General features: G+C 41.3%; 15 protein-coding genes and 2 pseudogenes. 14 read left to right on the top strand and 3 right to left on the bottom strand.

Annotated features, from left to right (window positions below):
- Nucleotides 1-264: 264 nt before the first annotated feature.
- The 8 genes and pseudogenes from R2I63_RS10240 (at nucleotide 265) to R2I63_RS10275 (ending at nucleotide 5,348) form a co-directional block, all read left to right on the top strand.
- A complete protein-coding gene (locus tag R2I63_RS10240; RefSeq protein ID WP_316357497.1) occupies nucleotides 265-1,404 on the top strand; it encodes a site-2 protease family protein in 1,140 nt (379 codons plus the stop codon).
- A gap of 104 nt (nucleotides 1,405-1,508) precedes the next feature.
- On the top strand, nucleotides 1,509-2,153 hold the full coding sequence (locus tag R2I63_RS10245) for an IS6 family transposase (RefSeq protein ID WP_316357499.1): 645 nt from the start codon (nucleotides 1,509-1,511) through the stop codon (nucleotides 2,151-2,153).
- 26 nt (nucleotides 2,154-2,179) lie between these two features.
- A pseudogene (locus tag R2I63_RS10250) lies at nucleotides 2,180-2,446 on the top strand (type II toxin-antitoxin system RelE/ParE family toxin).
- A gap of 15 nt (nucleotides 2,447-2,461) precedes the next feature.
- Nucleotides 2,462-2,761 (top strand): HigA family addiction module antitoxin, encoded by a 300-nt coding sequence (locus R2I63_RS10255; RefSeq protein WP_316357504.1) that lies wholly within the window; start codon nucleotides 2,462-2,464, stop codon nucleotides 2,759-2,761.
- Nucleotides 2,762-2,883: 122 nt separating this feature from the next.
- Complete coding sequence (locus R2I63_RS10260) at nucleotides 2,884-3,798, top strand: Rpn family recombination-promoting nuclease/putative transposase (RefSeq protein WP_316357508.1); 915 nt, start codon at nucleotides 2,884-2,886, stop codon at nucleotides 3,796-3,798.
- A 692-nt stretch (nucleotides 3,799-4,490) separates the two neighbouring features.
- The gene (locus R2I63_RS10265; RefSeq protein ID WP_316357509.1) at nucleotides 4,491-4,670 is read left to right on the top strand and encodes a hypothetical protein; all 180 of its coding nucleotides are present in this window, start codon (nucleotides 4,491-4,493) and stop codon (nucleotides 4,668-4,670) included.
- A gap of 64 nt (nucleotides 4,671-4,734) precedes the next feature.
- Nucleotides 4,735-5,025 (top strand): transposase, encoded by a 291-nt coding sequence (locus tag R2I63_RS10270; protein WP_316357272.1) that lies wholly within the window; start codon nucleotides 4,735-4,737, stop codon nucleotides 5,023-5,025.
- Entirely contained in the window at nucleotides 5,022-5,348 is a 327-nt protein-coding gene (locus R2I63_RS10275; protein WP_316357511.1) for an IS3 family transposase, read from the top strand. Before R2I63_RS10270 ends, R2I63_RS10275 begins: the two co-directional genes overlap by 4 nt.
- Here R2I63_RS10275 and R2I63_RS10280 read toward each other — a convergent pair.
- Nucleotides 5,339-5,695, bottom strand: coding sequence for a hypothetical protein (locus tag R2I63_RS10280; protein ID WP_316357513.1), 357 nt, complete (start codon nucleotides 5,693-5,695; stop codon nucleotides 5,339-5,341). The genes R2I63_RS10275 and R2I63_RS10280 overlap by 10 nt on opposite strands.
- 147 nt (nucleotides 5,696-5,842) lie before the next feature.
- On the opposite strand from R2I63_RS10280, the gene R2I63_RS10285 reads away from it, so the two are divergent.
- Nucleotides 5,843-6,133, top strand: a complete 291-nt coding sequence (locus R2I63_RS10285; RefSeq protein WP_316357269.1) for a transposase — start codon at nucleotides 5,843-5,845, stop codon at nucleotides 6,131-6,133.
- Nucleotides 6,100-6,981: pseudogene (locus tag R2I63_RS10290) on the top strand (IS3 family transposase); the annotation flags it as partial. The gene R2I63_RS10285 and the pseudogene R2I63_RS10290, both read left to right, overlap by 34 nt.
- Nucleotides 6,982-7,434: 453 nt before the next feature.
- On the opposite strand, the gene R2I63_RS10295 reads toward R2I63_RS10290, so the two are convergent.
- Together R2I63_RS10295 and R2I63_RS10300 are read right to left on the bottom strand one after the other, a co-directional pair.
- Nucleotides 7,435-8,490 (bottom strand): hypothetical protein, encoded by a 1,056-nt coding sequence (locus R2I63_RS10295; protein ID WP_316357515.1) that lies wholly within the window; start codon nucleotides 8,488-8,490, stop codon nucleotides 7,435-7,437.
- Between the two features lies 1 nt (nucleotide 8,491).
- Nucleotides 8,492-11,902 carry a hypothetical protein gene (locus R2I63_RS10300; RefSeq protein WP_316357517.1) on the bottom strand — a complete coding sequence of 1,137 codons (3,411 nt, stop codon included), beginning with the start codon at nucleotides 11,900-11,902 and terminating at the stop codon, nucleotides 8,492-8,494.
- A gap of 171 nt (nucleotides 11,903-12,073) precedes the next feature.
- Between R2I63_RS10300 and R2I63_RS10305 the strand changes: the two genes are divergently transcribed.
- The 4 genes from R2I63_RS10305 (at nucleotide 12,074) to R2I63_RS10320 (ending at nucleotide 19,314) form a co-directional block, all read left to right on the top strand.
- Nucleotides 12,074-12,766, top strand: a complete 693-nt coding sequence (locus R2I63_RS10305) for a transposase (protein WP_316357520.1) — start codon at nucleotides 12,074-12,076, stop codon at nucleotides 12,764-12,766.
- 124 nt (nucleotides 12,767-12,890) lie between these two features.
- On the top strand, nucleotides 12,891-13,301 hold the full coding sequence (locus tag R2I63_RS10310) for a transposase (RefSeq protein WP_316357522.1): 411 nt from the start codon (nucleotides 12,891-12,893) through the stop codon (nucleotides 13,299-13,301).
- 236 nt (nucleotides 13,302-13,537) lie between these two features.
- Nucleotides 13,538-19,129: a hypothetical protein gene (locus tag R2I63_RS10315; protein ID WP_316357524.1), complete on the top strand. Its 5,592-nt coding sequence runs from the start codon at nucleotides 13,538-13,540 to the stop codon at nucleotides 19,127-19,129.
- Nucleotides 19,126-19,314, top strand: a complete 189-nt coding sequence (locus R2I63_RS10320; protein ID WP_316357527.1) for a hypothetical protein — start codon at nucleotides 19,126-19,128, stop codon at nucleotides 19,312-19,314. The genes R2I63_RS10315 and R2I63_RS10320 overlap by 4 nt, the downstream gene beginning before the upstream one ends.
- Nucleotides 19,315-19,526 lie beyond the last annotated feature (212 nt).

Here is a 19,526-nt window from a genome sequence, read left to right on the forward strand (position 1 = left end):
AAGAGCAAAGCAAAATAGATATGCTGTTGCAAAAACTTGTCAGCAAATTGACTTTGAGAGGCATAAATATTTATGAGTAGTGTTAAAATCAAATGCTAAAACAAATAAACATAAAGCTTTTTGTCGCTCTAACATCCAAATACTTAGAGATTTTCTATATTTTTCTTCTTACAAGGGGAAGAACCCTTTGCGCGTCGAAATCTAAAAAAATTCATTATAAGTCTCTGATGTTAAAGCAAAGATAGGTGATTACTTGGGTTTAAAATGAAAATACCAATAAAAATTTCTCCCTTTTTCTGGGTGACGGCTGGGATTATCGGCTTTATCAACAGTTCGGGAAGCGGACACCCTTTCATTCTGACACTTATCTGGATTGGGGTGATCTTTGTTTCGATTCTTGTTCATGAATATGGCCATGCCCTCACCTCCCGCTATTTTGGGCAGCAGCCCCGGATACAGCTCATTGCTTTTGGGGGATTGACGATCCCGGAAGGGAAACGGCTCAAAGAGTGGCGTGAATTTTTAGTTGTTCTCAACGGTCCTCTATTTGGATTTCTTCTTTTTCTTCTCTCTTTCTTTATTTTGTCTACTGGCGTTATTGAGAATCCTTATGTACTGTATACCGTAAAAATCCTCACCTGGGTGAACCTTTTCTGGACTGTTGTGAATCTTCTTCCTGTTATGCCTCTAGATGGGGGGCAACTTCTCCGCGTGGTTCTCGAGTCGATTTTTGGAGCTAAGGGGCTGAAATATGCAATCCTTACGGGACTCATTTTATCTGTTGTGTGTGCTCTATTCTTTTTCTTCGTCGGGTATTTTTTGGTTGGGGCGATCTTCTTCCTCTTTGCATTTCAAAACTTTGATACTTACCGTAAGTCCAAAATGGTAACAGAAAGTGATCGAAGAGAAGATCTCACAGGAGCTTTAAAAGAAATTGAGGATCTTTTGCTACGAGAACAGAGAGAAGAAGCGATACCGAAGCTCGAAGAAGTAAGGCAAAAAGCAAAGCAGGGGATAATCTTCAACCTGACAACGCAGTATCTCGCTGCCTTGAAAGCAGAAAAGCACGACTATCAAGCAGTTTATGACCTTTTGAAACCCATTCAAAAGCATCTTAACGCTGAGTCGCAAATCCACCTTCATCGCGCAGCATATGAAGTAAAAGATTATCCTTTGGTTGTTGATCTTGCAGGACCGTCCTATCAAATCTTGCCTGATCCACACATCGCACTTTCTAGTGCCGAAGCCTGCGCTGCCCTCTCTAAGGTTGAGCCTGCTATCGGCTGGCTTAAAGCTGCACATAAGGGAGGGATCGATGATCTAACATCGACCCTATCCAAAGAAGTCTTTGATCCCATCCGCAAAGATCCAGCTTTCCAAAAGCTCTCAAGCTCGTCTTTTTAGGGAAGCATGTCAAGTGTAAAGGCATTGATGGCTTTGTTAGGAGTAATCGCGGCTCTGGTGCAAAAAACGCTTAGCTTCTGTAAAATCGAATTTTCATTTGTCAATTGAGAGATTCTTATATCGAGGATAACCCATTCAAATGGAAGCCTTTTTCCGGGGAAATCATTCTTTGGGGAATGCGTTGGCATTGTCAATTTCCATTGACTTACAGAGATTTAGTTATGATTTTTCAAGAGCGAGGACTTTCTGTTTGTCGCACAATGATCATGAGGTGGATTCATCAATATGCTGTGGAGTTTAAGAAACGGCTTAAGAAATTCCTGAAACCATCGAATAATTCTTACAGAGTGGATGAAACCTACATCAAGATCAAAGGGAAATGGCATTACCTTTATAGAGCAGTTGATTCTGAAGGGAACACTCTTGATTGGATGCTTAGTCAAGCTCGAGACAAATCTGCAGCTGAGAAATTTTTTAGACAAACGCTTTCCAATAGTCACTGCAGTATTCCTAGAGTTATCGGCGTTGATAAAAATGCTGCATATCCTCCTGCATTCGAAGCTATTCAAAATCAAAGACTCATTCCAATAGAGACTGAGCTTAGGCAGGTTAAGTATCTGAATAATATTGTTGAGCAAGATCATCGCTTTTCTAAGAGGAGGATAGTGTGGAGTCAATGGCTCCAGAGGTTTGACCTTACCCCTTATTATCAAACAGTTAAGTCGTCTCATAAAATACGTTTAACGTAATGCGTCATAAATGTTCAGATTAAGAAATGATTCGATTATTCAATGATAAGAACGCAAAAGCTCTGTATGAAGGTAAACCTGTAAAGAAATGGAAGTCTTTTGCTCGACAGGCAGAAAATCGGCTTCTTATTCTAGATATGGCAACAGCATTGAATGACTTAAAAAACCTGCCCAGTAATAGATTCGAACTTTTAAAGGGGTAATATAGTATTCGAATCAATAGGCAATGGAGGATTTGTTTCCGTTGGGCAGAAGAAGAACCACATGATGTGGAAATTATAGATTATCATTAGGAGAGAGGTATTAAAATGCCAAATAAAATGAGACCAATACATCCAGGAGAGATTCTTGAAGGGGAGCTTGAAAAAACTAGTTTATCTGCTAGCGCTTTATCTAAGTATCTTTCTGTTCCTCCTAACAGAATCTATTCTATAATTAACAAGCAAAGATCTATTACGGCTGACACAGCCCTGCGCCTTGCAAAATTTTTTGGAACTTCTCCAGAGTTCTGGCTAAATTTGCAATCCGATTTTGATTTAAAAACGGCTATCAAGAAAAGCGGGAAAAAAATCGAAAAGGAAGTCATTTCTTCTCGAAAAGTAGCCTAGACTTAGGGACTGTTGAGAAAGATATAGAATCGACCCGTGATAATTTCCTGACCTGGAAGGGTTTTGAATACTAAAATTGCTTAGGGGAAAAGTCATTGAAAGGTTTTTCTATGGAGAGTACAATGGAGCTAATTCGAAAGGAAGAGGACTTCATGTCACACAAAATCAATCCGCGGGTAGACCTAGCCTTCAAGAAAATATTTGGCACCGAAGACAACAAAGACCTGCTCATATCTTTGATTAACTCTATCGTAGGAGAGGAGGATCAGGTTGTCGATGTAACCCTGCTTAATCCCTATAATCAGAAGAATTTCAAAGAAGACAAGCTCTCAACCCTCGACATCAAAGCCGAAGGAAACCACGGAAAGAAATTCAATATTGAAATTCAAATTGCCGATGAGGCTGACTACGACAAAAGAGCTCTATACTATTGGGCGAAGCTGTATACAGATCAGCTCAAAGAAAAAGATGACTATGGAACCTTAGAAAAAGTCATAGGGATCCACATTTTGAATTTCATCTCTATCTTGGACTCTGAAAAGTATCACAATGCTTTCCATATCACAGAAAAAGAAACGGGTCTCCATTACTTTAAGGAATTGGAGCTTCATACAATAGAACTGAAGAAATTCAATGACAGCCTAGGGAAAGAATTTGAAGATATTGGATCCAAAATTCAAAGTGCCTTAGACCTCTGGTCTGCGTTTCTGCTCAGAAATGATCTCCTTAGCAAAGCTAAATTACCAGCTTCCTTAGATGACGCTCCAGTGAAAAAAGCGATTGATGTGCTCAACGTCATGAACTTTTCTGATGATGAGCGCGAAATTTACGAGGGTCAGCTCAAGTGGCTGAGAATCGAAGCAAATACCCTGAAGAAATATGAAGAAAAAGGACGCGAAGAAGGGCTTGAAAAAGGTCGTCAGGAAGAGAAGTTAGAGATCGCACAAGCGCTTTTGAAGCAAGGGCTAGATCCTGCTCAAATTTCCAAGGCAACGGGCCTTTCTGAAGAAAAAATCCTCACTCTTGAGAAAAAATAAGAGTTTTCCCAAAAAATGGCTTCTGTATTTGAGCTGTATTAGCCCGATGCGTTTCTGCCTTTGTGTTTGTATTGCTCAAACCAAAAAACCCGCTAAGGCGACTTGGAGCTCTTAATGGTTCTGGTGCAAACATCCAATGAATAGAGAATTGCTTAGTCAAATTATTTGAAAAATTCTCAGGATTGTTCTGAAGCCATCAGTTGGATCCAAAGGCAAAAAGCAGCGCCGACTTGTTCTTTATATAAAAGATGATTTAGCATGTTTCTCTTTAGATTTTTTGTTTCAGACTTTCTAAATAAATTGATTTACATCATTTTACATGCGTCATAAGATCATTTTCTTTTAACCCTACAAAGGGAAAAGTTTATGCGCCTCTTCAAGCGGAATCAAAACTGCAGCAAACAACACTTATATGATTAGTAATCAAATAATTGCGAAATCTTGCCGTTTTTTGGGGTTCGAGGGTATAGGGTGTATTTTGTCATCAAATTAAGTCTTTGATCTGCCTGAGCTAATTGAAATTTTGTGTGTTGTTTTCTCAGGAGAAAAAAGAAATTTTTGCAGGGTTTTTCCTTTTCTTGTAAGGTCTGTCATATTTCACCTAATTGGAGCTTAATGCTATGGAAGCTGATTACGAGGATTTAAAAAACGAAGTAACCGATCGGTATTAGCGCCTTTTTCGGTACACGATTATGTATGTTTTTATCGTGCTTATTGCAGGATTGATTGGGAAAAACATGGGCATGCCTACATCAAAAATCATCGGATTTTTAAACCAGTTCTTCGGAGAAATCACCCCCCTTCTTTGGATAGTTCTTGTCTATTTGGTGTTTTCTAATGCAATCACCTATCTCATTCGCAAAGAATCATGACCTTGCCCCGAAAAAGTGGACGGATATGATATAGACTTTTCAAGAAAATGAGGAGTTTAAAAGAATGAAGAAATTTGACGAAGAATTCAAAGCCAATGCAGTTCGTTTAGTCAGAGAAGAAAGGATGAAAATCAAAGACGTGGCACATGATTTAGGAATTGGTAAATCAACGCTTAGCTACTGGTTAGGACTCAATCGAAAGGGAGAGCTTATCAAAACGGCAAGTCAAAAAAAAGAAGATGAAGATATGAGAAAACTCAGAAAAGAGAATCGCATCTTAAAAGAGGAAAGAGACATCCTAAAAAAAGCCATGGGCATCTTCTCAACAATGTCAAAAGCAGATACAGAATTATGAAAAAGCTAAGGAACCAGCATTCCATAGAGAAGATGTCCAAGGTATTCAGGGTGTCAAAAAGCGGCTATTACCGCTTTTTGACTTCCTCCCATGGTAAAAGAGCCCAAGAAGAAAAGATCTTAGGAGGAGAAATCGAAGTACTTTTCCATGAACATAAATCAAGAGCAGGCAGCCCGAAAATATGGGTAGATCTCAAAGAAAAAGGATACGCATGTGGCAGAAAAAGAGTGGCTTTCTTAGCAGATAAGGGGGAAGACCACTCTTATGCTGTAAGTATGAGCGTTTGCTCTAGAGAATTTCTGCATGGAAACGTTCATCCATAATACTTTTTACGCTGTTCTTCCATCTTACGTTCATACTCTGCAGTTTCTTCTGGAGTCGGATTCCAGTTTTCTTGTTCTTTTTTCATTGCGTCGTATTCTGCTTGTTCTTCTGGTGTTCGTTGATATTTGGCTAGACGATTTTTAGCTTCCTGAAGAACTTTCATTGCCTCTTCATAGGGGAATTCCCAGTATTTAAAACTGCTCCTATTATAAAGCTGAATAACATAATTATGAGGAATTTCTGCAGATACTTCAGCCCAATAACTGTTTTTGTACCAAATTTCTGCAACAAGGTTTTCTCTATCTGAAGGAGAAGATATAATAATTTCCCAAGTATTGTTATCCATATTTAGTTAGGCTCCAAAAAACATTTCATCTCTTTACCGTCTTTTGTAAATCTTGCACCACGCCCATCTGGCAATCTGATTGACCTTGCCCCGAAAAAGTGGACGGATATGATATAGACTTTTCAAGAAAATGAGGAGTTTAAAAGAATGAAGAAATTTGACGAAGAATTCAAAGCCAATGCAGTTCGTTTAGTCAGAGAAGAAAGGATGAAAATCAAAGACGTGGCACATGATTTAGGAATTGGTAAATCAACGCTTAGCTACTGGTTAGGACTCAATCGAAAGGGAGAGCTTATCAAAACGGCAAGTCAAAAAAAAGAAGATGAAGATATGAGAAAACTCAGAAAAGAGAATCGCATCTTAAAAGAGGAAAGAGACATCCTAAAAAAAGCCATGGGCATCTTCTCATCAATGTCAAAAGCAGATACAGAATTATGAAAAAGCTAAGGAACCAGCATTCCATAGAGAAGATGTCCAAGGTATTCAGGGTGTCAAAAAGCGGCTATTACCGCTTTTTGACTTCCTCCCATGGTAAAAGAGCCCAAGAAGAAAAGATCTTAGAAGGAGAAATCGAAGTACTTTTCCATGAACATAAATCAAGAGCAGGCAGCCCGAAAATATGGGTAGATCTCAAAGAAAAAGGATACGCATGTGGCAGAAAAAGAGTGGCTAAGATCATGAAAAAGAAGGGGTTGTCAGCAAAAGTTCCTAAGAAATGGAAGGGAGTAAAAAGAGTTGTGGATCAAAAGAAACCCAACCTTCTTAAGCAGGATTTTCATGCCTCATCACAAAACTATAAGTGGGTCAGCGATATCACCTATATCCGCACAGGGAAAGGATGGGCATACTTGTGTGCGATCATGGACCTTTACTCCAGAAAAATCGTAAGTCACAATGTGAAATCACACATGAGACAAGAGGTTGTTGTTCAGGCATTAGAACAAGCAATGGTAAGAAGAAAAGGTTCAAAAAAAGGACTAATTTTTCATTCAGACCAAGGAGTACAATATGGGTCACAATCAGTTGAAAAGCTTCTTGAGCACAACGGAATCATAGGAAGTATGAGCAGCAAAGGAAGCTGCTATGACAATGCTGCAATGGAGAGTTTCTTTAGCACCTTGAAGAGAGAGTGTGTAAGAGGCAAGATTTACAAGGATGTGAAAGATGCTGAAAATGAAATATTTAACTACATAGAGTGTTATTACAATACTAAAAGAAGACACTCAACATTGGGATACGTAAGCCCAACAAAATTTGAAGAAAAGTACCAAAAAAGCCTATATTAAAACCGTCCACAAAATCGGGGCAAGGCCAAACAAGTATGGCAAACGCTTCGAGATGAACATCTAGCGAATCGCTGTTATGAAGATTATGATGCGATTACAATGGCCTGCTGCGACGCATGGAATGCATTTGTTGACACTCCAACCAGAGTGAGAAGGCTCTGCTCAAGACCGTGGGCTATTTTATGACGTTATTTTTTACGAATGGTATAAGTGTTTAGAAATGGAAAATTCAGTCCATTTGGACACACCTCTCCCTAGGAGAGACACAAATTTGGGGGATCTAAAACCGCTAGCCTCTTCAGATTGTAACAAATAGCTTACATAAAACTTGAAAACTGTTTGATTAGCAAATATCACGCTAAATATAAGCGCTTTATTTTTATATAGCCATAGGATGACGCTGCCTTAGACAAGATAGGCTCTTATAGATCGATTATGGCGCTTACTATAGAGCTAAGCTTTCTCTCCTGTGAGTTCTTCATAGACAGACTTGGCATACCACTGGATTTCTTTCCATTTTTTGTAAGCAATAATCTCACCGTCGTTAATACCATACCCTGGGTTATTGGGTCTATTAGGATCCTTTTTGAAGTCTTCGATCATTTTAGAGAGCTTCTTGAGCACCTTGCATTGCTTATTTGTCACATCAAGCTTGTTATCTTCAGCACCATGTATGACTGTTATTACATCACATAGATACCTAGAGCACGTTTTCATGCAGTTTTCCTCGTCGTATAGGGGAAACTCTTTCCTCACCCAAAAGCGCTCTTGATACTCTTGTTTGGATATCGTCCAGATTTCTAAATACACGTTGATCAGGCAGTGCTCAAGACTCGTCTCAGGGATATGCTGGCGTCTTTTGAATTGCTCAATAAGGAAACTTGGGTAGATCTTTTTTTCTTCTGCATGAATCTCTTCTGGTGTAGCGTCTCTTTGCTTTATCTCTGGACGTTTTTCTCTTGGGGGGCGAGACTTTTCCCATGCATCGAGGTCGTCTCCTGTGATCTCCTCATAGACGAGCTTGGCGTATGCTTGTATCTTATGCCATTTTGGATCAGCAATAATTGCAGAGTCATTTAGACCGTATCCTGGGTCGTCTGGTACAGTCGGATCTCCATCAAAATCATCTACCATCGTGTATAGTCTCTGTAGCATTTCGCGTTGCTTAGCAGTCATAGAAACTCTTCCAGCATCATTCGCCAGAAGAACAGCTTCTCCATTGGACAGAAAAGTCTCTAGGGTTTCCATATAGTTATCTCCCATCATAGGAGGCTCTTGCCTTACCCAGAAGCGCTCTTGGTATTCTGCATTGGAGATGACCCATGTAGTGCGAATGAGCTGTAAAAAATCGGTGATTTTAGTTGGGTTGTAAGGAATGCTTTTTCCTGTTGCTTCCTCAATTCTTATTTCTTCCCTAATCGATGCAAGACCTTTGACTATGAAAGGAGGGTACATTCTTTTATCTCTAGAAAGTCTGTTGTTCTCTTCCGAGATTTTTTCAGGTATCACTTTATTCCCACCCTTTGAATTGATAATTTTCTAAAGGAATATGAGTATTTGCAGCTGCTTCGTCTACCCATACTTCATCTGTGGTTAAGAATTTATTATTCTTACACTGAACCACATAATGGGTCTGCTGTCTCATAGTACCATTCATCTGTTTACCCTCAATAATCGCAGTCACTGGATTCTCTTTGCGAAGACCTGGGCATATCCTGATTAAAATGTTTTCTTCGTATACAGTCCCAGGCTTTCTAAAAACAATACCTGCATTCTTCTTTGCAAATTCCGCTACATATTCAGTGGGAAAGAGCTTTGGATTCTCAAAAGTCTTGAACCCAGAATAATCAAGCACTCTGCGTATCTTCATCTCTGATAGACTGTCACTTGCAAACTCTTTTCTAACAACTTTGTATAGTTCTTTCTTATCGGAAACTACTCGCTTAAGAGCATCTATTTTAGGGCTTGCAACTTTCCACCACTCAAGCTCTGGGCCCTTGTTTACGTATGGTATATCGAAGGGTTTTATATATGTGAGTTTTCTTTTAGCAAGATTTAACGCAGTCTTATCACTAACAAAACTACATCGTAGTATGCGGTTCTCTATCAACTGCCTACCCACTTCATGCCTAAAGGCTACCGTGGACAGTGCCCTGTCCTGTAGTGGACTAACAGTGCTCATAGATTTTAAAGCTCTAAATGCTTTCGGTATCGAACCTGCTGCACCACCAAAACCAAAACCAAAGGCCACCCCAGCTGCTTTATTGGTGTCATGAGCTTCTGCCATAACGAGGCCTACTACGCCGCCTTCACAAGCCATGCCCAGTACGCTAATGCCTTCTGCGACTCTTATGACCTTTCCAACACCTCCAAAAGAAATCATTTCACCAACGAACTCCCCAGCTCTTGCTCCGAAAGAATGAGGGTCCTTGATATGTACAAGCTTGTCATACTTCAATAGCGCGCTAGCGGAGAATCTTTTAAAGTGTTCTTTTGGACATTCAGCTCCGGACACGTCAGACATATCAGGAAGCATTAAGCTGCAGATGCCTCGGAGAATTTTAGCACCACCCTTTGGAATGCTTTTTGTGAAGTCGTTAACAGCAGCGCTTTTCACCGTCTTTAAAGCATCCATAGCAGACCTTGACTGGAGAGTTACATCCATTAATGCAAACTCCATAGATCCAGAAAAACCAGCCATTTGAATCTGTCTTTGAGGAGAATCTCCTCGAGGAAGATCTGCAGGTCTCTCTAGCATTCTAAGCTTCATTGGTGGCACTTGCACATTGTTTGCCAGACCTTGCCCCCAGTAAGCTTGATAGTTCAAGGGGGCTTTAGGGCTATTATCTACAACAGGCGTTTGGTATTGCATGTTTTTGTTGAAGAGTTGGCCTTGTTGCATCGCCTGAACATTCTCCCACTGTCCTGCATTAGGCTCCCTTATCTGTGGTCTATTCGGAGATGGAGGGGCTTGAGACAATTCTCTTGGCACATATCTATCTGAAGAGGTAGATGGATTCGTGGTATACAGCGGCATCTTAGTTGCAGATATTTCACCGCTTACTGCAACGTTTTCTTTTATCCAATTCCATGCTTTTCCTACTACTGTTTTGGGTTTCTTGGGCTTTTCAGGTTTAGATTCTGGAACTGGAATTCTCTCTATCCCTTGTAGACTATCTAGTGTCTTTTGGGCGTCATCTCTTTCTTCTATCGCCTTTGATAGATTCTCGTTTCCCTTGATGACTTTGCTCAATTCCTTAGTTGCAGAGTTGAATGCACCACAGGCTTTTTGATACTTTGCAAATTTCTCATTGAGGTATTTATTTGCTTCTGCAACACCAGCTTCTTTTTGTATGAGCTCATTTTGTGCTGCTTGGATCTTTAGAGCATGTTGCTTGCTGTCTTCTTGCTGCTGTAAGTCTGCCAGAGTTGGTTCTTGCTTGGGGTATTTTTCTTGTTCTTCTGGAGTAAGTTCTCCGTCAACTTTTGGTTTAGGAGCTTCCTTGAACTTTTGGTCAACGTACTGCTTAATGTAGTGACTTTGAACATCTCCATTGGATATCAATGCTCTTGCGATGCGTATGTCAAGCGGCGTTGTCTCATCTGTCTCAGGAAGCTGATTAACAGCCTCAGCTACGCTACAACCTAGTGCTTGGCAGACTAGCTTTTTCTTATCTTGCGTTAATGCGCCTTTGAGTACAGATCCACCAAGGTTTCTTAAGGCAGACTCTCCTTTTCCTGTCTTTTCTGCTCGAGTTGCTAGGTCAAGAAGATCAACACCAAGAGCCGTTCCTAGATCCCAGGAATTTCTTCCCATTGCGCTACCAAGACCAAAGCCTCCAAATAGCTTTAAGACTTGCACTGCCTGATCTTTTCCTTCAGGGTCGATTGTATTGCCAAAAGAGTTCATTGCCGTTTTTGCTGCTTGTCCAATTACTAAGCTTGGATCTCCCGTTATAAAGGATAATCCTCCAGAGATCAAGGCACTACATAGATCATCTTTTAGCTCGTTTCTATGTTTATTTGAGAGCTGATGATCTCGTATCTTTTGCTGCTCAGCGTAGTGCTTTGCTGCTGTCCAGAGTGCTATCGCTCGAGTGAGATCTTCCTTTGTGAGTCTTGGTCTTTCGATGCTTTCTTTAGAGGGGGATTGCTTGAGATAGATCTTAACCTCTTCAATGTCTTTCTTGAGCCACTCTGATACCAATAGGCTGCTGAATATCTCCTTCAGTGCTTTCATGCATTTGGGAAATAATCTAGGAAATATGGAAAACTCTCGCAAACAGGTATCGTGAGTATCTAGTTGAAATACATCTCCAATCTTTTGTCCTGCTTTATTCAGAGATTTTATAAGCTGCCCCTTCAGGCCATACTCTTCTTCAAGGATCTTCTTGAGCTCAAGAATCACTTCTTCTGTTGGTTGATGATAAGTACAGTGGATATCTGAAAAGTCTCCAGCATCTATGGTGTATTCGACTTTTTCACTCACGTCTGCATAGCCTCGAAAATGATCAGCTAACAAAATAGATGCTTCTTTAGCTAAGTTGTTAACACCACGTATCTCACGGAAGAAATCAACAAACACCTTTTGAAAGCGCTCATCTTCCTGCTGCTTTCCCAAAACAAAGAAATAACTTTCTTGAATCTTCCTATTGATTGTTGTCTGCAGGGTTTTCATGTGCTGTGTATTGGCAGATAGTCTTTGCTCGGGATTTGGGTGCCAGGGATCTATAGAGTCAAATAGCTCTTGATACTTTGCTTCTGGAAGTCTTAGTGGTAAATGTCTTGCCGGAGGAGAGTTTTCTGGAGAACTAGATGCAGAACTATAACCGCATGACTTGTCACTAGAGATGGAGCTTGCTGAGGAGCTGGAAGGAGGAGGGAGGTTCTGAGGGACTCTAAGATGTGTTAACTTCTGCATCGGCTCATGCTACTAGTTTGATCAAGATGCCATAAGAGCTTAATCGATAGCGGTTATCTAGTCAAAGATTTACAACCACATATCAAAGAATTTCCATATTGGGACTGTTGAGAACTGGCATAATTTTCTAGAATAATTTAAGCTCTTTCTCTTTTTAGATGGAGGATTCCCATGCAACAAGTTGAGATGATTTGCTTAGAAGACTTGGTTCCAGAAAGCCACAATTACCGTAAATTTGCCAAGATTTGGTCATTTAGTTTTGTGGAGAAAAGACTCAGGAAACTGGAAAAGGACAATCCCCATAAAGGGTATCGCTTGCTTCGGATATTCAAGTGTTTATTGCTGCAGTTTCTGGAGAACTGCAGCGATAGAGAATTAGAACGCTTTATCCAAGAAAACACTGCAGCTCGATGGTTTTGTGGGTTTAACCTGAGAGACAATACCCCAGATCACACAGTCTTTTGTCAGCATACCAGTGTAGACATGCAGACAGGTCTTATCAATAAGGTTGCGATTACTCCGGCTAATATTACAGATGCCTCAGGTTTCAAACACGTCTGTCCCTCTCAGGGAGCTAGCTATATGGACAAGGGCTATTGTATAAGTCCCGCGCCCAGAATAGCTAAGGCAAAGGGGGTACATCTAGGCGCTATCAAAAAGAATAACATGAAGGGCAAAAATAAAGATCAGGATCGGTGGTACAGTTCCGTGAGAGCCCCTCATGAGCGGGTCTTTTCGCAAATAGAGAAACGAGTGCGGCATCGAGGAATCGCGAAAAATCAATTTTCAAGTTTTATGCAAGCTATTTGTTACAATCTGAAGAGGCTCGCGGTTCTAGATCCCCCAAATTTGTGTCTCTCCTAGGGAGAGGTGTGTCCAAATGGACTGAATTTTCCATTTCTAAACACTTACAAACTACAAAACCTATCAAAAAGCACCTGTTTTTTTCGAACTCAAAAGTTTTACATCCTGAAACTTCTGAATCTCTTTGGTTCTAAACAGCCTCATATTTGGAGCTATTTGCTCCGTCAGAGATGAAGCTGTAGGCCTTGTAATGCCAGCTGTAAATACAGAAGCAATGCTTGTGCATCTTGAGCACATTTCCATGAAGATTCCTGAAGGAAGGCATGCATTTATTGTGCTGGATAGAGCTGCTTGGCATACAACAAAGCGACTTAAAAGGTTTAGCAACATAAGCCTTCTACCGCTTCCTCCGGTTTCGCCAGAGTTGAATCCAACAGAACAAGTATGGCAAACGCTTCGAGATGAACATCTAGCGAATCGCTGTTATGAAGATTATGATGCGATTACAATGGCCTGCTGCGATGCATGGAATGCATTTGTTGATACTCCAACCAGAGTGAGAAGGCTCTGCTCAAGACCGTGGGCTATTTTATGACGTTATTTTTTACGAATGGTATTATACCAAGGAAGCTCTCTCTATCCATAAAGAGTCGATGGATCTGATCCGAAAAAGCAAGAGATTCTTAGAATCAATCAAGGATTAAAATCACATATAAAAAAATCTCTTCTTAATGCACTATTGATTTATAATAAATCAATTATAGCCTTCTCTTTTATTTTCTTTGCTTATATAATATCCCCCGATTGAACTAAAATTCAAAAGGATCCATCGTGGAGATTTCCGTTTCTAGACGACACTTTCCAAACCCGAATCCGACGTTTCCTAAGCCTCTTAAAGACCAAACGCTAAAAAGTGTTCGAAGATATTACTGCAATTTATCTTCCGAAGGCTTAAAGTGTTATATCCAAAACCACTTAATACGGATTTCTGAGCTTCGAAGAAGAATTTGCGAGCTAATTTGCCGCTCTAAATTTTTTGAGGCAGGAAATCAGGGAGGAAATGCCCCTCCTGTCTTTCAAGGGTTTTTAAACCATCCCTCAGAGGTCAAGTCACTTGTTCACGAACAATCTTATCGTTTAATTCCTCGTTTTGATTCGGATGCAGCGCTTTATGAGTATCTTTTTACATTGTACACCATTCATGAGGGATCAGACCGGGGGCTTGGAGCATTGCAAGACCTTTTAAAGCAAAACCTCGTATCAACTCAAAAGAGGTTGATAGACATTTTGAGAAAAGAAGGCCATAGATTCACTCAAAACGCTCAATTGAGTGACCCCGATAACCCCTATGCTTCTTACCTTCCTTCATTCCTCTCTACCCGTTTATTTACGCAGTGCTCTGCTGCTCTTCAAGACATTTATAGGAGTCTCCTTGCCGTTGAATGGATGGAAAAAGAGAATACACTCATTGCACAATATCGAGAAAGTGCTAGTAAATACGACTACGTCTTCTCCCCCTATTGGCTCTTCAATGAGTATTCATGCTCTCCCTACCTAAGGCTCCAAGACAACTCCGATCATTTACCGAGGTTAGAAAGAGAGGTCTCTATGCTGATTTCTTCTTCTTATTTCTTTCAATATGGGGAGCAACAAGATGACAAGCATTTCCAAGACTTTTTTCAATCGTTTATTGCTCATTTAAGAGGAGTAGAGTCTATTGTTCAACGCGCTGCCGATTATTTTGTTAAGCACTACCCTAGGTACAGAGACACTTCTTTCTCAGAAGGTCCCCACCTCCAGTTGATTAAAGATCTTAACTCTATTCTAGAAACTAACCAAGGACTCAAGCGCCGTTTTTTAGAAGTCCTAAGAAAAGAAAAAAGAACACTTAAAAAAAGCATTGAATTTCCTACCCATCACTCTGTTGCCCAAACTTTCATCCCAGGGCCAAAATTTACTGATGTGGACATTTCTCCTCATCACTCTTTCCCCGTTTATCTCGTCAAGCATCTGCTAGGATGGGGGCCAAGGTATGCACAAATCTTACAAGACATTTTCACAAAACTTCTCGTCATGACTTGGTTTGAGGAAGATTCCAAAGAGCTGAATGTCTACTTAGGCCTTAAAGAGCCAGTCTCTGATGCTTTACCAGAAGTTCCTCCCGCCTTTATCTTTCAAGAGAAAATCTACGGCCTAAGGTCGACAAAACCTGATGGCACCTGTGGTCTTCATGCCCTGCTCGGAGAGCTTAATGAGGGTGAGTATGTCTGTCTTGAAGACCCTCGCGGATCTTTTATTCAGAAGATACGAGAAAATTTTCAAGATGCAAGGGTCAAAGGAGCGATTCTAGAAATTCTTTTAGGTTACCTCAATGCCCAAGAAGACCCCTCTTCACAAATGCTTTTTGAAAGCCCCGAAGGAAACAGACTCAATCAAGCCTTTCTAGAGATCAGAAACCGCTTCCAAACACAAGTGAAAGCGCTCAAAGAGGAAGAAGCCAGGCTATGGCTTCAAGAAATGCCTTCAATCAGAGAAAAAGTCTTAGAAGAAGCCAAAAAGTCGGCGCAGTACGCAGAAATGGAAGAGGAAGTCATTCTAAATGCTCTTCGAACAAATAAGCTCAAACTCTTAAGTCTAATTTCCCCTGAAAGGGCGCCCTTTTCGAGACTCCTTGGCTCAGAAAAAAAGGGGCAAATTGTATCAAAAGCTTTGGAGCAACAGGAAGCTTTGGAGAGATGGTCAGATGCTGAGGCCCATTTTCTCACCAATCAGCTGTATCCTCATTACTTAATAGCTCTTGCCTCTGGAGAGTTTTTTCTCAATACCCAAGAAGTCGCCCTTGCCGCTCTTCTTTTCCATAAAAAGACCCAAGTCGTTCATGCAGGGGGAGAAACAGCCACAGAAATGGTTTTTCCAGAAGTGGAGGGAGAACCAACCATCATTTACCACGAAGGATGTCACTTCTCTAGATGCACCCCCTGCACCCAACAAGAAACCTCGATCTTAACAGATCTGGAAAAGCTCAGAAGAGTAAATCAAAAGAACCAAGATGCTTTTGATTACTGCCAAGCAAAATCCCTTGCAGACAAACAAAGAAGAAAAGACCTGTATCTCCTTCAAAGATACCGCAGCTCCCTTAAAGAAGAAGCTGCACAATTCGTTGTATCTGGAGGGCTCTCGATATTTACAGGAACCCCTCTTCCCATCATCATGCAACTGTCTAGAACCACGATTAACACTGCAGGGTCTTATATCGATCCTCTGGGAGAATCGCAAGAGGTACAAGTTCTAAAACTCCTTGGGAACTCAGGGTTTGTCCGCCTTTTGGGGGGCAATATGCTTCAAATTGGGACATCATTAACCGTAGATCTTGTATCACTCGCAACACGTCCTAAAGAACTAAGTCGAGGAGAATCCACCATAAGAAGCTTTGGGATGGCCGCACTAAAAGGAATTGGAACGTTAGACGAAAAGAAATTTGTCCAGCAGATCCTAGGAGCCCTCGTCTCAGAAGCAAGCCAAACAATTATCCCTGAGGCTCAAGAAAGTGATATATGGGAACAAAGACTTGTAAGAGCTCTTTTTACCAACGCAGATATACAAGGAGCCTTTGTCGACCACATGGTCGAAGGAATGCTCAAAAAGGAATCCAAACCAAAAGTTAGCGAGTCCCTAGATCCTGAAGAGCAAGCCAAATATCCCCAGCAAGTTCTGCCAAAAGATGGCGAAAAACAAGAAACACCACTCCCTAACCCTGAAATTCAACGTCTGCTTGATGACGCTGTCCTTGAACATTCCAAAGAAGATGCCATCTACAAAGATAAGCAGCTTGGGACAAAGGAAGCCAAAGAACATCGAGACGATAAGCACCAAAGCTGGGATAAGAAATGGAAACATGGAACTCGAAAAGAAGAAGCCGAAGCTTGGAAAAAATATGAAGGTGCTAAAACAAAGGTTGCGGATGCCGAGGCAGTCGAAAGTAAGCATAAAGCGATTGTCGATGGCCTAGTCATTCAAATAGAAGCTCTTAAGGAAAAATTATACACCCCTATAGCTGAGAAAGCCTCTAAAGAACCACAAGGTCAAAACACAGAAAAAAGCCTCTCCCAAAAAAATACTCCTTTATCAACGATTCCAGATCGCTCCCACCTTTTAGATTCTCAACCAAGTCCTGTTGGCCTAAGAATTGAAGTGGTGGCAGAAAAAGAATCCACCGGTCATGGAGGATATAATGTGATCTATCATTTGATCCTGCATCATGAAGGGCATGCACCCAAAGATATCGGGAAGTTTACAAGCAAGAGTAAGGCCTTAGGGGCTGCAGAAGCTCTTAACTCCCTTTCTAGACAAATCGACACCCAAAACCAAGAAAGCTATCGCCTGCAGGCCCAACATGAAGCTTTAGGGCTTAACCCTAAAGAGCTCCCTACAACGCTTCACTTTAAGCAGATGTACTTTGAAATCGAAGCTTCCAAAGAAAAAGTCAAACTCTACTTGGACGGACAAAAAGTCTTTGAAACAAAAGATGCAGGAAAAGCCTTAGACATTCTTAAGCAAAAAGGAGCCCAGCAAATCCGCCAAAATAGTGAACTCCTAGGAACTTACAAAAATATTGTCGGAGACAGAGCCCCTGTGCACATTGAAGCGCCTAAAGGGCACCTTGCAGCTCCCATCAACTCTAAAGATAGCAAATATCATCACCTCTCCTACGTAGATGCTCAAGGAAAAACCCAAACCCTAGGCAAATATCAAAAAGGAGATGACGCCAAACTTGTTGCAAGTGGATGGGCACACTTTCAAGTGACAACCCTCAGCCAAGAAACCCAGATGTTCGATGCTCAAAAAAAGCTTGCCTCCCAAGGCATTCCCATCGAAGAGATTCCTCAAAGGCCCTCTCTTGAAACCCCCGTTATCAATGGGACCAATAGCGATAAGAGTTTTGGAAAAATCCAAGCTTCAAGAGTGCGCAATGAAAAAACTGTTCAAGCCTACCTCCGAAATCTTGAAGGACTTGCAAAAGACCCCCTAAGTCCACAAAGACTCACCCCCTCTGAGATCCAATCTCTTAAAACAGACATAATGCCCAAAATCAAAGATCCGAAAGAGCATGGCTTTTTTTACAAGGCCTATAGAAAGCCGGGACAAAAGCTCACTGAATTTAAGAATTGGACCGACGAAAAAGGGATCCAAGTCAGCGGCGGCGAAATCGGAAGAGTTTCTTTTGACCTTTATCAAACCAAAGAGCCTCGATCCACATCTTATGACCCTGGAAACTACGGCATCCCACAAAGCCCAGCCCCAATACAATCCTCTGAGTCGACCTGGCAAGACACTCAAGCCCACCAAACCCGGCAGATCTTCGAAATGAATATGGCTTATCAATCTCCCTCCCAATCGACAAGCGCCCCCCTTGACTACTCCTGGATGGTTCCTGAAGGGCTGGCTTCAAACTACCAGCTGCCCTCCACAGACCTCAGCTCCCTTGGACGAAACTCTTCTCCCTCGATGTCTCCACAAGTTCCTCAAGGACCGCTGCAACTCGCAGGCCTGGTTCCCTGCATCCCCGGAGGAGCGCAATCAGATCCAGTCCAAAAACTTCTTGTGAATGACTTTACAAAGAGTGTTCCTAAAGGACCAATGAAAATCGCCACAGCGATTATGAGTCTGATGCTCCCCGATATGTCAGATATCAAGGGTGCAGAGTGTCCTAAAGCGCATTTTAAGAGAGTGGCTAATCATGTCTTTCAAAAATATGACCAGATCGTAGAGATACAAAACCCTAATAGCTTCGGTGCACAAGCTGGAGAATTTGTTGGAGAGATGATTGCCCTCGGAGGCATAGGAAAAGTCATCCGTGTTGCAGAGGGGATTTCCATCTTCGGTATGGCCTGCGAAGGAGGTTTTATTGGAGCCGTTGTTGCTGAAGCCCATGACACCAACAAAGTGGCTGGAGTGGCTTTTGGATTTATCGGAGGAGCCGGAACAGGAAAGGCCATAAAGCTTCTTTTCAGAACCCATGCACCAACACCCCTTATCGATCGCGCTTTGACCATTAGGCCTGAAGCCTTCAGCCAAGAGATCCGGTTCCTAAGGTCCGTTAATCAGCCAGCTTATCGCAGCGGCATCGGCAATCCAATGAATGAGATGATAGCCGTTCAGCCTAAGCTGCTGGTGGATCGAAATGTTAAGGTTATCAAACAGGTCAAAAATTTCTTAGGAAAAGAATCGAGAGCTTTTTATAATGAGGCTGGTGATATTGTTATTGAGTCGAAGGATGGATTGAGACAGTTTAGGATTGACATGTTACATACGCATCCACACAAAAACCCTCATTCTCATGTGATATTATATGAAACAAGCAAAAACAAAAAAATTAAATTAATAGATGAAAGAATATTCCCCAAGGGAGTTCAAGAGAAATGAATGTGCCAGAAAAGTTTAACATGGTTGAAGAATGTACCCAAAGTTATAGAGTAAAAAAGCTTGGTGAGAATGGGATAGAAATATTTATAAAAATACCGAAAAGGTTTGAAAGTTTATGGATGCATACGCTTTCTGATCTTGAGACAACAATGAAAGAAATAGAGTATTACGAAAAAGACGAATAGCCAATCCCCGAGGAAACAGCCGAGTATGAGATGAAAGAGCAATCGATGCAGAGCCCGGGAATGGCAAGCACTGCTCAGTGTTTCCTACTAATACCAGTGGGAATAATAGCTATATTTCTTTTCTTGAAAGAGGAAAAGCAAGAGTTATTTCTATTAGCGACATGAGTAAAGCTGGTCAGCTGTCTGATAAAGGAAAAGAAGGTATTGTAGTG

The organism is Candidatus Neptunochlamydia sp. REUL1 (assembly GCF_963457595.1).
Taxonomy (GTDB): Bacteria; Chlamydiota; Chlamydiia; order Chlamydiales; family Simkaniaceae; genus Neptunichlamydia.